The sequence below is a fragment of the Methylorubrum populi genome (assembly GCF_002355515.1).
Taxonomy (GTDB): Bacteria; Pseudomonadota; Alphaproteobacteria; order Rhizobiales; family Beijerinckiaceae; genus Methylobacterium; species Methylobacterium populi_A.
Genome location: NZ_AP014809.1, coordinates 5,454,279 through 5,468,974, shown reverse-complemented (window position 1 = coordinate 5,468,974; position 14,696 = coordinate 5,454,279). Strand labels below are relative to the sequence as shown.

Below are 14,696 nucleotides of genomic sequence, written 5' to 3'. Positions count from 1 at the left end.
CTCGCGGCCCGGGGGCATCACGGCCTCAGAGCCCGAGATCGCGCTTCAGTCGGACCACCGCCCGGTCGAGAGCGCCGAGAAAAGCGGAGCGGTCCTTCGGCGAGAACGGCTTCGGGCCGCCGGTGATGGCCCCGGCCTCCCGCAGGTCCTGCATCAGGTTGCGGGTGGCGAGCGCGAGACCGACCGAGGATTCCGTGAAGGCCTTGCCGTTCGGCGCGATCGCCGCCGCGCCGGCCTTCACGCAGCGGCTGGCCAGGGGCACGTCGGCCGTGACGACGATGGCGCCGCGATCCGCCCGCTCCGCGATCCAGTCGTCGGCCGCGTCGAATTTGTCACCGACGATCACCCGCTCGATCCAGGGCTCGCGCGGCAGGTTCAGAAAGCTGTTCGAGACGACGAAGACGTGGAGGCCGTAGCGCCCGGCGACACGGTACACCTCGTCCTTCACCGGACAGGCATCGGCATCGACGAAGATCCGGATCACCAGCATCGCCGCCTCCTCGCTCATGCCGCCCGCCGCGCCTCCAGCACGATCCGGGCCGCCGCGCGGCTCGGCTCCTCGTCGCCGGCCAGCCGCATCCGGCCGTCGATGCGGGCAAGCGCCTCGAGCTGGGTCCGCCGCGCCGGGCCGCCCGCGAGAAGGGGCGCCAGCGTCCCGGCCAGCCGCTCCGGCGTGCAGTCGGCCTGCACGAATTCCGGCATGGCGTTCTCGGACAGGATCAGGTTCGGCAGAACGATCGTCGGCACCTGGATCAAGCGCCGGGCGATCACCTCCTCGACCCGCGAGACCTTGTAGGCCACCACCATCGGCACGCCGGCAAGCGCGAGCTCGAGCGTCACGGTGCCGGAAGCCGCAAGCGCGGCGCGCGCCCGGCGGAAGGTGGCGTATTTGTCGGCCTCGCCGTGGACGACCCGCGGATGCCGCTCCCAGGCGGCGGCGAGCCGCTCGATCAGGGCGCGGTGGCGGCTCACCGCCGGCAGCTCCACTTCGAACGGGCCGATGCGCCGGGTGAGCTCCGCGACGGTGCGCCCGAAGACCGGCATCAGCCGCTCGATCTCCGAGCGGCGCGAGCCCGGCAGGACAGCGAGGACGGGCGGGCGCCCCTCGCGAATCGCCGCCTCCTCGGGGGAGGGGCGCAGTTCGGCCAATCGCTCGATCAGCGGGTGGCCGACATAGGAGCAGGGCGGCCCGCCGAGCCGCCGATGCGCCTCCGGCTCGAAAGGCAGTAGGGCGAGCACGTGGTCGATGAAGGGCACCATGCCCTTCGCCCGCCAGGGCCGCCACGCCCAGACACTCGGCGAGACGTAATCGACGATCGGCAGCTCCGGCAGGCGCTTGCGCACGCGGGTCGCCACGGCATGGGTGAAGCCGGGGCTGTCGATGATCACGAGCACGTCGGGCCGTGCCGCCACGACATCGTCCACCGTCTCGCGGATGCGCCGCAGCAGGGTTCGGGCGCGGGCAAGAACGGGCAGGTAGCCCATCACCGCGACGTCATCGATGGGGAAGAGCGAGCGGAAGCCTTCCGCCTCCATCGCCTCGCCGCCGACGCCGCCGAGCGTCGGAGGCTCGGACGAAAGCGCCCGCAAGGCCCGGATCAGCTTGGCGCCAAGTTGATCGCCGGAATCCTCGCCCGCGACGAGCCAGATCCGCCGGTGCGTCACGGGGCGACCTCCACGCCGATCAGGAACAGACCGAGCGCATCCGCGGCCGCGACGGTGCGCTCGGCGTCGATCACCAGGGTATGGCCCGCCCCAATGGCAATCCCGGCGCAGCCGGCCTCCGCCGCGCGGCGGACGGTGCGCGGCCCGATGGCCGGCAGATCGATGCGCAGATCCTGTCCGACCTTCGGCAGCTTGACGAGCACGGTGCCCTTGGCGGGCGCACCGCGCCCGAACGGCTTGCGATTGAGCGAGCGGGCACGGGCGAGCATGCGATCCGTGCCCTCGGGCCCTTCCACGGCGATGACCCGCTCGGCCGCCACCACGGCGGCCTGCCCCACATCGAACGGACTCAAGGCGGCGAGCATCGCACGTCCGGTGGCGATCGAGAGGGCTGCGTCGGAATCGGGCTCGCACCTGCCGAGGCGGCCGAGACGACCGAGGAGGTCGGGCGCGACCTCGTGGACGCCGAGCACCCGGTGCCCGTTCTCCTCCAGCAGCGAGAGCACGGCCCGCAGCAGCCTGTCGTCGCCGCCGGCGAGGCTCTTCAGGAGGTCCCGGTTGCGCACCGCATGCGCGGCATTGAGGAGGGCGGCCGGGCTCGGGCGGGTGACGCCGCCGGCCGGTACCACGGCGGCAGGCGCCCATTCCTTCAGGATGCGCAGGGTGCCGGGGATGTCGAGGAGATCGACCACCGCGTCCGCACGCCGCCGCATCGCCCGCTCGGTGAAGCCGCGCACGGCGAGGATCCTGAACGGCCGGCGCGCCCGATCGAGGGAGGCCGCGACCAGTTCCGGCAGATGGCCCGCGCCGGCCACCAGGGCGAGGGGCCGGGCGGGATCGATCACGGCGCGTCGCCTCAGGATGCCGCGGCGACGGCGCGCGGCGTGCAGATCGAGCGCTTTCCGCCCGCGCGGATGAAGGTGACGATCTCGTGGATCGCCGGATGGGTGTCGAACTCGGCCGCCACGTCCTCGACCCGCTCCATCAGCGTGCCTTCCTGGGCGAAGAGCAGCCGGTAGGCCCGACGGAGCGCATGGATGTCCTCGCGCGAGAAGCCGCGGCGCTGCAGGCCGATGATGTTGAGCCCCGAGAGATAGGCCCGGTTGCCGAGCACCATGCCGTAGGGGATGCAGTCGTTCTCCAGCCCCGAGAGGCCGCCGACGAAGGCGTGGTCGCCGACGCGGGCGAACTGGATCACCGCCGCACCGCCGCCGAGGATGGCATAGTTGCCGACCGTGCAATGGCCGGCGAGCATGACGTTGTTGGAGAAGATGACGTGATTGCCGACCCGGCAATCGTGGCCGACATGGCTGTTGGCGAGGAAGGCGCAGCCATTGCCGACCACCGTCTCCAGGCCGCCGCCGGCCGTTCCGGGATTCATCGTCACGCCTTCGCGGATCAGGCAATCCGAGCCGATGGCGAGCGTCGAGGGCTCACCGCGGAACTTCAGATCCTGCGGCGGGTGGCCGATCGAGGCGAAGGGATAGATCTTCGTGCGCGCGCCGACCGTGGTGCGGCCGGCGACCACGACGTGGCTGATCAGCTCGCAACCGTCGCCCAGCACGACGTCGGGCCCGACATGGCAGAACGGGCCGATCCGCACGCCGTCCCCGAGCCGGGCACCGTCCTCGACGACGCTGCTCGGGTGAATGTCTTCCCGCACCGCGCTCACTCCGTCACCAGCATGGCGCCGATCTCGGCCTGCGCCACCAGCGCGCCGTCGACGCGGGCCTCGCCGCGGAACCACCACATGGTCTTGCGCTGGTTCATCTTCGTCATGTGGAAGCGGACCTGGTCGCCGGGCACGACGGGCTTGCGGAACTTGCACTTGTCGATCGTCATGAAGAAGACCTGCTTGGTCTTCAGCTCGTCGCTCATGATGTGGCGGCAGCAGATCGCGCCCGCCGTCTGGGCCATGCCCTCGATCAGGAGCACGCCGGGGAAGACCGGGAGGCCCGGGAAGTGGCCGGTGAATTGCGGCTCGTTCGCCGTGACGTTCTTGATGCCGATGCAGCTCTCGTCGCGGTCGATCTCGATGATGCGGTCGATCATCAGGAAGGGATAGCGGTGGGGCAGCAATTCCAGCACCTTCTGGATATCGGCCGAACCCAGCTCCCGCGTCTCGCTCATCGGTCCCAACGCTCCCCGCCCATGCTTGTCCGGCGGCATTTGCCGCGACCCGGTGGCCTCTATCCGGTGAAGGCCGCCCTCTTCGGCAGAAAATCGGGCGGATGCAAGACTTTTACACCCTACGACGCGACCGGCGGCCCGGCCTCGAAGCGGATTGGCGCCAAATCCGGTCGATCCCGCCGGGATGTTCGGATTCAGGGTTCGCCCGCGCGCGACGCGGGGAAAAGCCGATCCAGGGCCCGCTTCGGTCGAGCGGCGGCCGGCTCAGACGATCCGCCGGTCCAGCCGGATGATGCGGCACGGATCTCCCGCCCTGGCCGGACCGGCATGCGGCGGGCGGATCAGCAGGGCTTCGCTGGAGCCGAGCACCGAGAGCATCGAGGAATCCTGGCGCGTCTCGGGATGGACGACCGGCAACCGGTCGGGTGCCGTGTCGAGGCGCGCGCGCAGATAGTCCTGGCGGGCGTCGTTTACCGGCATGTCGCGGCCGAGAAGAGCCGGCTCGCTGCGATCCTGGCCCGCACGCGGATCGCCGAGGAGCGCTCGGATCGCCGGCACCACGAAGAGCAGGCCGCAGACGATCGAGGAGACCGGGTTGCCCGGCAGGCCGATCACCGTCATCGCCCCGATCCGGCCGTGCATCAGCGGCTTGCCGGGGCGGAGCGCCACCCGCCAGAAGCCGAGCTCCATTCCCTCCGCGCCGAGGGCCGCCTGGACGAGGTCGTGGTCGCCGACCGAGGCGCCGCCGAGCGTGACGAGCAGGTCGGCCTCCGCCGCGCGGGCCCGGCCGACCGCCTCGCGCAGGGCGCCGAGATCGTCGCGGACGATCCCGAGATCGATGACCTCGCCCCCCGCTTCCCGGCTGAGCGCGCCGAGCGCGAGGCCGTTCGAGGCGACGATCTGGTCCCACGCCGCCGGCTCGCCCGGCCGCACCAGCTCGTCGCCGGTCGCGAGCACGGCCACGCGCGGCTTGCGCCGAACCGGCAGCACGGCGTGCCCGGCGCCGGCCGCCAGCGCGAGGCGGCGCGCGTCGAGGGTGTCGCCGGCCCGCACGAGCGTCTCGCCCTCGCAAAAGTCGAGTCCGGCCCGACGCAGGAAGCGGCCCGCCGCCACGGGGTCCTGCGCGGTGACGGTCTCACCCTCGGCCTCGGCGTTCTCCTGAATCAGGATGGCGTCGGCCCCCTCGGGCACGGGTGCGCCGGTGAAGATGCGCACCGCCTCGCCCGGCTCCAGCGTTCCGGCATATCCGTGCCCGGCCGCGCTGGTGCCGATCAGGCGCAGGCGCGCCGGAACGGTCGCCACATCGGCGGAGCGCACGGCGTAGCCGTCCATGGCGGAGGCCGGGAAGGGAGGCTGGGTGCGCCGGGCCGTGAGATCGGCGGCGAGGGTGCGGCCGGCGCCTTGGGCGACGGGGATCTCTTCCATCGCCACCGGTCCGGGGATGGCGGCAAGGATCTTCTCGAGCGCTTCGGCGACTGCGAGCAGGCTCATGAAGCGGCGCTCCAGGCGCCGGACTTGCCGCCCTCCTTCGACAGGAGGCGAATGCCTTCGATGCGCATGCCGCGGTCGGCGGCCTTCACCATGTCGTAGACGGTCAGGCAGGCCACCGAGACGGCGGTCAGCGCCTCCATCTCGACGCCGGTCTGGCCCTGCACCTTCACCTCCGCGGTCAGCCGCAGGCCGGGCAGGGAATCGTCGGGCTCGCAGGTGAGGCGCACCTTGGTGATCAGCAGCGGGTGGCAGAGCGGGATCAGCTCGTGGGTGCGCTTGGCCGCCATGATGCCGGCGAGCCGGGCGGTGCCGATGACGTCGCCCTTCTTGGCGTCGCCCTCGCGGATCAGCGCCAGGGTCTCGGGCCGCATCACCACCACGCCCTCGGCGATCGCCGTGCGCGAGGTCGCGGCCTTGTCGGAAACGTCGACCATGTTGGCCGCGCCGGTCCGGTCGATGTGGGTGAGGGTGGTGCCGCTCACCGGCCCTGATCTCCGAACAGCAGCGCCCGCGTCGCCGCGGTCACGTCCGACTGCCGCATCAGGCTCTCGCCGACGAGGATGGTGTCGAGACCGTGCTCCCGCAGCCGTAACACGTCGGCATGCGTGCCGATGCCGCTCTCGGCCACCGCGATCCGGTCGGCCGGGATGCCGGGCTTGAGCCGGATCGCCGTCTCGAACGAGACCTCGAAGGTCTTGAGGTTGCGGTTGTTGACGCCGACCAGCCGGGTGCCGAGCGGCAGGGCCCGCTCCAGCTCCTGCGCGTCATGGACCTCGACCAGCACGTCCATGCCGAGATCATGCGCCGTCTCGGTGATGGCGGCGGCCTCGGCATCGTCGAGGCAGGCCATGATGACGAGGACGCAATCGGCGCCCCAGGCACGGGCCTCGTAGACCTGATACGGCTCGAACAGGAAATCCTTGCGGAGGACCGGCAGGTCGCACGCGGCGCGGGCCTCGACCAAGAATTCCGGCGCCCCCTGGAAGGACGGAGTATCGGTCAGCACCGAAAGGCAGGTGGCGCCGCCCTCGGCATAGGCCCTGGCCAGCGTCTTCGGATCGAAATCAGCGCGGATCAGCCCCTTGGAGGGCGAGGCCTTCTTGATCTCGGCGATCAGGGCCGAACGGCCCTCGCCGACATGCCGGGCGATGGCGTCGGCAAAGCCGCGGGGCGCCTCCGCCTTCGCGACCTGCTTCTCCAGCTTGGCCAGCGGCAGCCGCAGCTTCGCCTCGGCGATCTCACGGCGCTTGTAGGCCTCGATTCGCGCCAGCACGCTCGCCCGCTCCGGAGCCGTCGCGGCGGGCCCGACGGTCACGTCGGCCACGATGTCGTCCATCGGTGATGTCCCTGGAACCGTTCGAGGCCGTCTATCACGCATTCGACACGGCGACGAGACGCGCCAGCGTCCCCCGCGCCGCGCCGGAGTCGATTGCCGCCTGCGCCCGCGCAACGCCCTCGGCGAGCGAGCCGGCGGCGCCCGCCACCACGAGGCCGGCACCGGCATTCAGCACGGCGATGTCGCGATAGGCGTTGCGGGCGCCCTCCAGCACCGCGCCGAGCGCGGCGGCGTTGTGCTCGGGGTCGCCCCCGCGCAGGTCGTCGAGGGTCGCGAGCCGCAGGCCGACGTCGCGCGGATCGATGGTGAACCGCGAGAGCGCGCCGTCCTCCAGCGCGACCACCGCTGTGGGACCGGTGGTGGTGATCTCGTCGAGACCGTCGGAGCCGTGCACGGTCCAGACCCGGCGGCTGCCGAGCGTCGCCAGCACCCGCGTCAGCGGCTCGGCCCAGGCCGGCCGCGAGACGCCGAACACCTGCGCGGTGACGCCGGCCGGATTCGAGAGCGGCCCGAGCATGTTGAAGATGGTGCGGAACGGCAGTTCGGTGCGCACCGGCGCGACGTGACGCATGGCGCCGTGATGCGTCTGCGCGAACATGAAGCAGAGCCCGGCCTCAGAGAGGCAGCGCGCCAGGGCGTCGGGCGGGAGCCCGATTTTCACGCCGAGTGCCGACAGCACGTCGGCCGCGCCGGAACGGGAGGTGGCGGCGCGGTTGCCGTGCTTGGCCACCGGCACGCCGCAGGCGGCGGCGAGGATCGCGGCCAGGGTCGAGACGTTGTAGCTGCCCGAATGGTCGCCGCCGGTGCCGACGATGTCGATGGCGCCCTCGGGAGCCGCCACGGGAAGCATCCGCGCCCGCATCGCCGAGACCGCGCCGACGATCTCGTCCTCGCTCTCGCCGCGTACCGACAGGGCGGTGAGGAAGGCACCCGCCTGGATCGGCGTGACCTCGCCGGAGAGCAGGTCGTCGAAGGCGGCGCGGGCCTGCTCGCGGCTCAGCGGAGCGCCGGAGGCGACGGCCGCGAGATGAGTTTTGAAGGACTCCATGGATCCAAGGTCATCCGTTGGAAGCCCTCTCCCCTCCGCGGGAGAGGGTGGCCCCGAAGGGGTCGGGTGAGGGGAGCGACGTGTCCGGAGGCGTCGCCCCCTCTCCCGCCTCGCAGAGGGGGAGGGAATAGGGTAAGCCCCGTCAATGCACGCCGCGGCCGGCCTTGTCACGCTCGGGCCGCGGACTCCTTGCGCCAAGCGGCGGCGATATCGAGGAAGTTGCGCAGGATCTGCGTGCCGTGGTTCGAGAGGATGCTCTCGGGGTGGAACTGCACGCCGTGGACCGGCAATTCGCGGTGCTGGAGCCCCATGATGAGCCCGTCGGCCTCGGCCGTGACCGCGAGATCCTGCGGGCAGCTCGCGCGGTCCACCACCAGCGAGTGATAGCGGGTGGCGGCAAAGCCCTCGTTGATGCCCCGGAACACGCCCTTGGCCTCGTGGCGGATGGTCGAGACCTTGCCGTGCATGGGAGAGGGCGCGCGCACCACGTCGCCGCCATAGGCCTGCCCGATGGTCTGGAGCCCGAGGCACACGCCGAAGATCGGGAGCTCGGCGCCCAATTCCTTCACCGCGTCGAGGCAGATGCCGGCCTCGTTCGGCGTGCAGGGTCCGGGCGAGAGCACGAGCGCGTCCGGCGCCCGCTCGCGGATGCCGGCGACGTCGATCTGATCGTTGCGCACCACATCGATCCGCTCGCAGAGCGGGCCGATCAAGTGGACGAGATTCCAGGTGAAGGAATCGTAATTGTCGATGACGAGGACGTTGGACATCGAACTCAGCCGTAGCGCCTTGCGTCCCGCTCACATCCGCATCCCGAGATGCCGCGTCGGCGGCCTCGTCGGATCCTCCTGGGATCGCGCGGGATCCGGAACATCCTTCGAGGCCGACGCTTGCGCGCCGGCATCTCGGGATGCGGGTGAAGAAGGGATAACCGTTCTCAGAAGGGGTGGCGACGGGAAGCCGGCAAGTCAAGGCGGTTCACCCGCGCCGCCTACTGCCCGCGCTTCGCCCGGCTCGCGAACTGCACCGCATCCTCGGCTGCCCGGAACAAGGCCTTCGCCTTGTTCACGCATTCCTGCTGCTCCGACTGCGGATCGGAGTCGTAGACGATGCCGGCACCCGCCTGCACGTGCATGCGGCCATCCTTCACGATCGCCGTGCGCAGGACGATGCAGGTGTCCATCTCGCCGCGTGCGCCGAAATAGCCGATGCAGCCGCCATAGGGCCCGCGCTTCTCGCGCTCCAGCTCGTCGATGATCTCCATCGCCCGAACCTTCGGCGCGCCGGAGACGGTGCCGGCAGGGAATCCTGCGGCCAGCGCCGAGAGCGCGTCGTGCCGCGGGTCGAGATCGCCCTCGACGTTCGAGACGATGTGCATGACCTGGGAATAGTATTCGAGGAAGAACGAGTCGGTGACGGTGACGCTGCCGATCTTCGAGACCCGGCCGACATCGTTGCGGCCGAGGTCGAGCAACATCAGGTGCTCGGAGCGCTCCTTCGGATCGGCCAGCAGCTCGTCGGCGAGCGCCCGGTCCTCGGCCGGAGTGGCGCCACGGCGGCGGGTGCCGGCGATCGGGCGGATCGTCACCTTGCCCTCGCGCACGCGAACGAGGATCTCCGGCGACGAGCAGACAACCTGAAACGCCTCGAAATCGAGGTAGCACAGGAACGGTGCCGGGTTGGTGCGGCGAAGGCTGCGGTAGAGCGCGAAGGCCGGCAGGGTGAAGGGCGCCTCGAAGCGCTGCGACAGCACCACCTGGAAGATGTCGCCCGCGACGATGTACTCCTTGGCCTTGGCCACCATGCCGAGGAAGGCCTCGGGCTCGGTATTCGAGACCGGAGAGGGCAGCGGGAGGCTCGATGCGTCCAGGCGAGCCTCGACCGGCAGGGGGCCTTCGAGGATCTCGGCGACGCGATCGAGTCGGGCCTGCGAGGCCTCCAGCGCGGCGCGCGCGCTCACGCCATCGGCCGGGCGCACGGGGGTGACCACGGTGAGCGCGTCGGCGACCGCGTCGAACACCACCATCACCCGCGGACGCATCAGGATCGCGTCCGGCACGCCGAGCGGATCGGGGTTCGGCTCGGGGAGCCGCTCCATGGCACGGACCATGTCGTAGCCGAGATAGCCGAAAAGGCCGGCCGCCATCGGCGGCAGCGCGGCGCTCTCGGCATCGTCGCCCACCGCGCTCTCGGCGATGAGGGCGCGCAGCGAGGCCAGCGGCGCCTGCGCGTCGGGCACGAAGTCGGTGAGGCTCGCGTCGCGGGCGATCTCCGGGCGCCCGTCGCGGCAGCGCCAGATCAGGTCGGGGTCGAGGCCGATCATCGAGTAGCGCCCGCGCACCGCGCCGCCCTCGACCGATTCGAGCAGGAAGCCCGGACCGGCATGTCCCGCCTTCAGCTTGAGGAAGGCGGCGACCGGGGTCTCCAGGTCGGCCACCAGGGTCAGGCCGAGCAGGCTCGCCCGTCCGGCCTCGTAGGCGCGCGCGACCGCCTCGTGCGCAGGCTCGGTCATGATCGGCCTCAATACTCGCCGCCGAGCGCCCGGCGCAGGGCGGTCTGGTTCACGTTGACACCCGCATTCTTCTGCACCTCGGCGATGAACTCGCCGAGCAGGTCGTCGGCGAGCGCCGTGCGCAGGGAGTTCACGAGCTGCCCGTCGCTCGGCGTGCCGGGAACGAAGGCCGGCACGGTCGCGGCGGTGACCTTGAACACCGCGCGGCCCTCGCCGGCGGGCGCCGAGGCCGCCTTGCCGACGGGCGTCGTGAAGATGCGCTCGACGATATCGGACGAGAGATCGTCCTTGTTCTGGTTGCGGGCGATCTCGGTGACGGTCTTGAGCGGGAGACCCGCCTCCTGCGCCACGGTCTCGATCGCCTCGCCCTTGTCCAGGCGCTCGGCCAGCTCCTTGGACTTCGCCACGAGGCGCTTCTCGATCTCGGCCCTGGTCCAGCCCTTCACCGCCTCGTCGCGCACCTCCACGAGCGGCTTCTCGTGCGAGGGATCGATCTTGACGACGTCGTACCAGATCGCGCCGCCGGTCTTGGTGCGCAGCACCTCGGTGTCGTTGCCGACATCGGCGCGGAAGGCGGCCGGCAGCGTGGTCTCCTTGTCCGGAATACCGGCGACCGGCTGGCCGGACGGGTCGTTGCCCTGGCCGTCGACCGCCGGGATGCTGAGCAGCGTCAGCCCCTGGTCCTTGGCGATCTCGGCCAGCGGCTTGGCGGCCGAGCGGGCATCCTCGATCGCGTCCTGCACCTTGTCGAAGCCGCCGTCGCGCACCCGCCGCAGGGCGATCTCCCGACGGATCTCGTCCTTCACCTCGTCGAACGGCTTGACCGTGCCGGGCTGGATCGCCGTGACGCGCAGGAGCACGGTGCCGAAGCGGCCCTTCACGGGCTCGCTCACCTTGCCCTGCTCGAGGGCGAAGGCGGCGTTGCCGACCGCCGGATCGAACAGCTCCGCCTTGGTCAGGGTGCCGAGGTCGAGCTGCTTCGGGTCGAGCCCGCGCTCGGCGGCCACCGCCTCGAACGGCGTCTCGCCGCTCTCGATCTTGGCCCGCGCCTCTCGTGCGGCGGCCTCGTCGGGGAAGCTGATCTGCTGGATGGTGCGCCGCTCGGCCTGGCCGAACCGGCTCTGGTTGGCATCGTAGACCTTGCGCGCCTCCTCCTCGGAGACTTCGTCCGGCTTGGCGAGGGCGGCGGGGTCGAGCACCAGCAGGTTGAGGCTGCGGTATTCGGGGGCGCGAAACGAGGACTTGTTGTTGTCGTAGTAGACCTTGAGCTCGTCGTCGGTCGGCGCGGGGATCTCGCCGGCGGCGGAGGGCGCCAGCGTCAGCACCGCGGCGTCGCGGCGTTCGGTCGAGTAGCGGTGGACCGCGTCGCGCATGGCCTGCGGCACAGGCGGATCGGCGACGATGGCGTCGGCCAGCTGCAGGCGGGCGATGACGGAGCGCTGCTCGCGCACGAACATCGCCTCGTTCAGGCCCGCCCGCTGGAGCGTCTGGAAGAACAGCACGCGGTCGAAGCTGCCGTTGGCGTTCTTGAAGCTCGGCTCGTCCTGGATCGCCCGCAGCACCGCCGCGTCGGAGACGGCGAGTCCGAGATCGTGGGTCTTCTGGTCGAGCGCCGCCTCGGTGATGAGCTGAGCCAGCACCTGCCGCTCCAGGCCCATCGCCCTGGCCTGATCCGGCGTCAGCGTCCGCTTGAGCTGGGACTGGTAGCGCTGGAGCTGGTTCTGGTAGGCGGTGCGCACCTCCTCGGCCGAGATCGGCGTCTTGCCGACCGTGGCAACCGTCGTGCTCGAGCCGCCGCGGAAGAATTCCTCCACGCCGAAGATCGCGACGCCCGCGATCAGGAAGGTGAAGATCACCGTCAGCACGACCTTGCCGAGCCAATGCTGGCTGGCACTGCGAATGGACTGGAGCATCGGACGCCCGGGCCTAGATTTCTTCAAACCGCCCCGACCCGCGGGACGGGGAACCACATTCGAGCCCCGCGATAGACGATCGGGGCGGCGGCGCAAAGGGCATGTGTCCCGCGCGCCGGAACGGAGACGGGATGGCCGCAAAGGTCGTTTGCGCGCCTAAGCTTGCTCTGCTAGGTCCCCGCACACGTTGAAGCCCTTGGATCGAGACACGGAGAACCGGGACGCCATGGCAAGCGAGGGACGCCGTCCGCTGGTTGCCGGCAACTGGAAGATGAACGGTCTGCGCTCCTCGGTTCCGATCGTCGAGGCGATCCGCGACGGCCTCTCGCCCGCGCTGACCGACAAGATCGACGTGCTGATCTGCCCGCCCGCGACGCTGATCTCCTCCTGCGTGGCCGCCGTCTACGGCTCGCCCGTCGCCATCGGCGGCCAGAACCTGCATGCCCGCCCGAGCGGCGCCTTCACCGGATCGATCTCGGCGGAGATGTTCGCCGATCTCGGCGCCACCTACGTCATCGTCGGCCATTCCGAGCGGCGCGCCTACCATTACGAGACCGATGACGGCGTTCACGCGAAGGCGCTGGGCGCCCGCCGGGCAGGCTTGCGCGGCATCATCTGCGTCGGCGAGACGATGGAGGAGCGCCAGCAGGGCCGGGCGCTCGACATCGTGCGCGCGCAGCTCGCCATCGGCCTGCCGAAGGGCGCCACCGGCGAAGACACGGTGATCGCCTACGAGCCGGTCTGGGCGATCGGTTCGGGCCGCACGCCGACCGCGAAGGAGATCGCCGAGGTCCACGCCTCCCTGCGCGAGATGCTCGACAAGCTCGTCGGCGAGGAGGCGCACAAGATCCGCATCCTCTATGGCGGCTCGGTGAAGCCGGCCAATGCCCGCGAACTGATGGCGGTCGAGAATGTCGACGGCGCGCTCGTCGGCGGCGCCAGCCTCGTGGCGGAGGATTTCCTGGGAATCTGCCGCGCCTACGAGGGGTAGGGCAGGGGCTCCAGACCGAGCTGCAACTCCTCGGGGCCGTCCAGAACGCTGCCGAAATGATGGCGCCAGATCGCGGCGCCGAGAGCGGCCGAGCGGTCGAGGGACGATCCGACGCTGAGCCATCTGAGCAGGGTCGGCTGCAGGCCCGCATCGAACAGCATGAAGCCGGCCGCGAGGCAGCAGGTCTCGGCCTGCACCCCGCAGACGAGGACGCGCTCGACGCCGAGCGCCCTGAAATGCTCGATCAGAGCGGGCGGCGGCAGGTAGCCGTGCTTCACGAAGAGGCGGTCGGCCGGGACCAGCGGCGCCTCATCGACGGGCGGCCTCCAGCCGAGCTGCCGCGCGAACGGCGTCACGGCCTCGTCGTGCCGCTCGACGGTCGCGACCGTGTGCAGACTTCGGCTCAGGGCGGCGATGCCCGCGACCACCGCCTCTGGCACGCCGAAGCTCGCCTGGACATCGACGACGAGAAGGGCCTGTCGTTCCGGCGCCATGCGAGCGGGGTCCGGCCCGCCCTCAGCCCTGGCGGGCCGGCGCCTTCGCCACGGCCTCCCGGGTCCGCTCGATCATCGACAGCACGGCGACGTAGAACGCCTGCTGCAGCGGACTCATGCCGTCCGGTCGGATCCGATCGGAGAGGGCGGCCTGGATCTGGTCCATGGCCTGCGCACGCCCGGCCGGGTCGGGCCGCTGGAGGGCGACCCGCAGGAGATCGGACTGGATGGCGGCCATCTCCTCCCGGTCGGCGCGGTCGATGAAGGCGGCGAGCCGCCCGGCTTCGTGCTGGAAATCGCTCATCCCCGACCCTCGCACGGGCCGGGCCCCGATGGCCATGCGCGGTACGGCGTTTTCCCGGGCGCTCGGCCGCTCGCGCCGCACACGAGCGACGCTTGTCCCGCCCCGAACGCGCGAAGGCCGGTTGGCGCGGGTGGGCAAACGGTGTAGGAGCCCCCACTTCGTGCAGCGGATACGCGGGCGCGCTGCTTTTGCGCGCGCCTCCCGTCCGGCACACCGACAGCGTCCGCGCGAGCGGGCACCGGAATCGCTATGCAGACCGTCCTCATCGTCGTCCACCTCATCATCGTGCTGGCGCTCATCGCCGTGGTGCTGCTGCAGCGCTCGGAGGGCGGGCTCGGGCTCGGCGGCGGCGGAAGCGGCGGCGTCTCGGGCTTCATGACCGGCCGGGGCCAGGCGAACGCGCTCACCCGCGCCACCGCGATCCTGGCGGCCCTGTTCTTCACCACCAGCATCGCCCTGGCGATCATGGCGCACCGCAGCGCCGCGCCCCGCTCGATCCTCGACGAGGCCGGAACGCAGCAGGGTCAGACGCCGCCGGCCAACAAGCCGGTCAACGCGGACAACCTCCTCGACACGCTGCGCGGCGGCGGGGCGCAGGGTGGCCAGCCGGCCTCGGTTCCGACCGACGCGCCCGCCACGCCGGCAACGCCCGCACCGGCGCCCGCTCCGAGCGCGCCGCCGGCCGCCCCGGCCACGCCTGACGCACCGCAATCGCGCTGAGTGCGGCGCGGCCGAGCCGCACCGCCTGCGGATAAGACCCTTGCGGCCGGCGCATCGGCCGCGAGGACGTGAAAGACGAATTCCTCAACGGC

The 14,696-nt window shown here is 71.1% G+C and carries 16 protein-coding genes; 2 read left to right on the top strand and 14 right to left on the bottom strand.

Annotated features, from left to right (window positions below; genetic code table 11):
- Positions 1-25: 25 nt before the first annotated feature.
- The 12 genes from MPPM_RS25445 to MPPM_RS25390 all read right to left on the bottom strand — a co-directional run bounded on the left by MPPM_RS25445 (position 26) and on the right by MPPM_RS25390 (position 12,095).
- Complete coding sequence (locus MPPM_RS25445) at positions 26-508, bottom strand: YaiI/YqxD family protein (RefSeq protein WP_096487460.1); 483 nt, start codon at positions 506-508, stop codon at positions 26-28.
- Positions 505-1,665 (bottom strand): lipid-A-disaccharide synthase, encoded by a 1,161-nt coding sequence (gene lpxB / locus MPPM_RS25440; protein ID WP_096487459.1) that lies wholly within the window; start codon positions 1,663-1,665, stop codon positions 505-507. The genes MPPM_RS25445 and lpxB overlap by 4 nt, the downstream gene beginning before the upstream one ends.
- Positions 1,662-2,510 (bottom strand): LpxI family protein, encoded by an 849-nt coding sequence (locus MPPM_RS25435; protein ID WP_096487458.1) that lies wholly within the window; start codon positions 2,508-2,510, stop codon positions 1,662-1,664. The genes lpxB and MPPM_RS25435 overlap by 4 nt, the downstream gene beginning before the upstream one ends.
- A gap of 11 nt (positions 2,511-2,521) precedes the next feature.
- On the bottom strand, positions 2,522-3,328 hold the full coding sequence (lpxA, locus tag MPPM_RS25430) for an acyl-ACP--UDP-N-acetylglucosamine O-acyltransferase (RefSeq protein ID WP_096488031.1): 807 nt from the start codon (positions 3,326-3,328) through the stop codon (positions 2,522-2,524).
- 5 nt (positions 3,329-3,333) lie between these two features.
- Positions 3,334-3,795: a 3-hydroxyacyl-ACP dehydratase FabZ gene (gene fabZ / locus MPPM_RS25425; protein ID WP_096487457.1), complete on the bottom strand. Its 462-nt coding sequence runs from the start codon at positions 3,793-3,795 to the stop codon at positions 3,334-3,336.
- 264 nt (positions 3,796-4,059) lie between these two features.
- Entirely contained in the window at positions 4,060-5,286 is a 1,227-nt protein-coding gene (locus MPPM_RS25420) for a molybdopterin molybdotransferase MoeA (RefSeq protein WP_096487456.1), read from the bottom strand.
- Positions 5,283-5,768, bottom strand: a complete 486-nt coding sequence (gene moaC, locus MPPM_RS25415) for a cyclic pyranopterin monophosphate synthase MoaC (protein ID WP_096487455.1) — start codon at positions 5,766-5,768, stop codon at positions 5,283-5,285. The genes MPPM_RS25420 and moaC overlap by 4 nt, the downstream gene beginning before the upstream one ends.
- Positions 5,765-6,622: an indole-3-glycerol phosphate synthase TrpC gene (trpC, locus tag MPPM_RS25410; RefSeq protein WP_096487454.1), complete on the bottom strand. Its 858-nt coding sequence runs from the start codon at positions 6,620-6,622 to the stop codon at positions 5,765-5,767. The genes moaC and trpC overlap by 4 nt, the downstream gene beginning before the upstream one ends.
- A 34-nt stretch (positions 6,623-6,656) precedes the next feature.
- Positions 6,657-7,670, bottom strand: coding sequence for an anthranilate phosphoribosyltransferase (trpD, locus tag MPPM_RS25405; protein WP_096487453.1), 1,014 nt, complete (start codon positions 7,668-7,670; stop codon positions 6,657-6,659).
- Positions 7,671-7,837: 167 nt separating this feature from the next.
- A complete protein-coding gene (locus tag MPPM_RS25400) occupies positions 7,838-8,440 on the bottom strand; it encodes an anthranilate synthase component II (protein ID WP_096487452.1) in 603 nt (200 codons plus the stop codon).
- 221 nt (positions 8,441-8,661) lie between these two features.
- Positions 8,662-10,182 carry an anthranilate synthase component I gene (trpE, locus tag MPPM_RS25395; RefSeq protein WP_096487451.1) on the bottom strand — a complete coding sequence of 507 codons (1,521 nt, stop codon included), beginning with the start codon at positions 10,180-10,182 and terminating at the stop codon, positions 8,662-8,664.
- Between the two features lie 8 nt (positions 10,183-10,190).
- Complete coding sequence (locus MPPM_RS25390; RefSeq protein ID WP_096487450.1) at positions 10,191-12,095, bottom strand: peptidylprolyl isomerase; 1,905 nt, start codon at positions 12,093-12,095, stop codon at positions 10,191-10,193.
- Positions 12,096-12,321: 226 nt separating this feature from the next.
- Between MPPM_RS25390 and tpiA the strand changes: the two genes are divergently transcribed.
- Positions 12,322-13,086, top strand: a complete 765-nt coding sequence (tpiA, locus tag MPPM_RS25385; RefSeq protein WP_017483435.1) for a triose-phosphate isomerase — start codon at positions 12,322-12,324, stop codon at positions 13,084-13,086.
- Here the strand turns inward: tpiA and MPPM_RS25380 are convergent.
- Together MPPM_RS25380 and MPPM_RS25375 are read right to left on the bottom strand one after the other, a co-directional pair.
- Positions 13,074-13,580, bottom strand: coding sequence for a cysteine hydrolase family protein (locus MPPM_RS25380; protein WP_096487449.1), 507 nt, complete (start codon positions 13,578-13,580; stop codon positions 13,074-13,076). The genes tpiA and MPPM_RS25380 overlap by 13 nt on opposite strands.
- Positions 13,581-13,602: 22 nt before the next feature.
- The gene (locus tag MPPM_RS25375) at positions 13,603-13,884 is read right to left on the bottom strand and encodes a hypothetical protein (protein ID WP_096487448.1); all 282 of its coding nucleotides are present in this window, start codon (positions 13,882-13,884) and stop codon (positions 13,603-13,605) included.
- 249 nt (positions 13,885-14,133) lie between these two features.
- Here MPPM_RS25375 and secG point away from each other — a divergent pair, with 249 nt between their 5' ends.
- Positions 14,134-14,604 (top strand): preprotein translocase subunit SecG, encoded by a 471-nt coding sequence (secG, locus tag MPPM_RS25370; RefSeq protein WP_096487447.1) that lies wholly within the window; start codon positions 14,134-14,136, stop codon positions 14,602-14,604.
- Positions 14,605-14,696 lie beyond the last annotated feature (92 nt).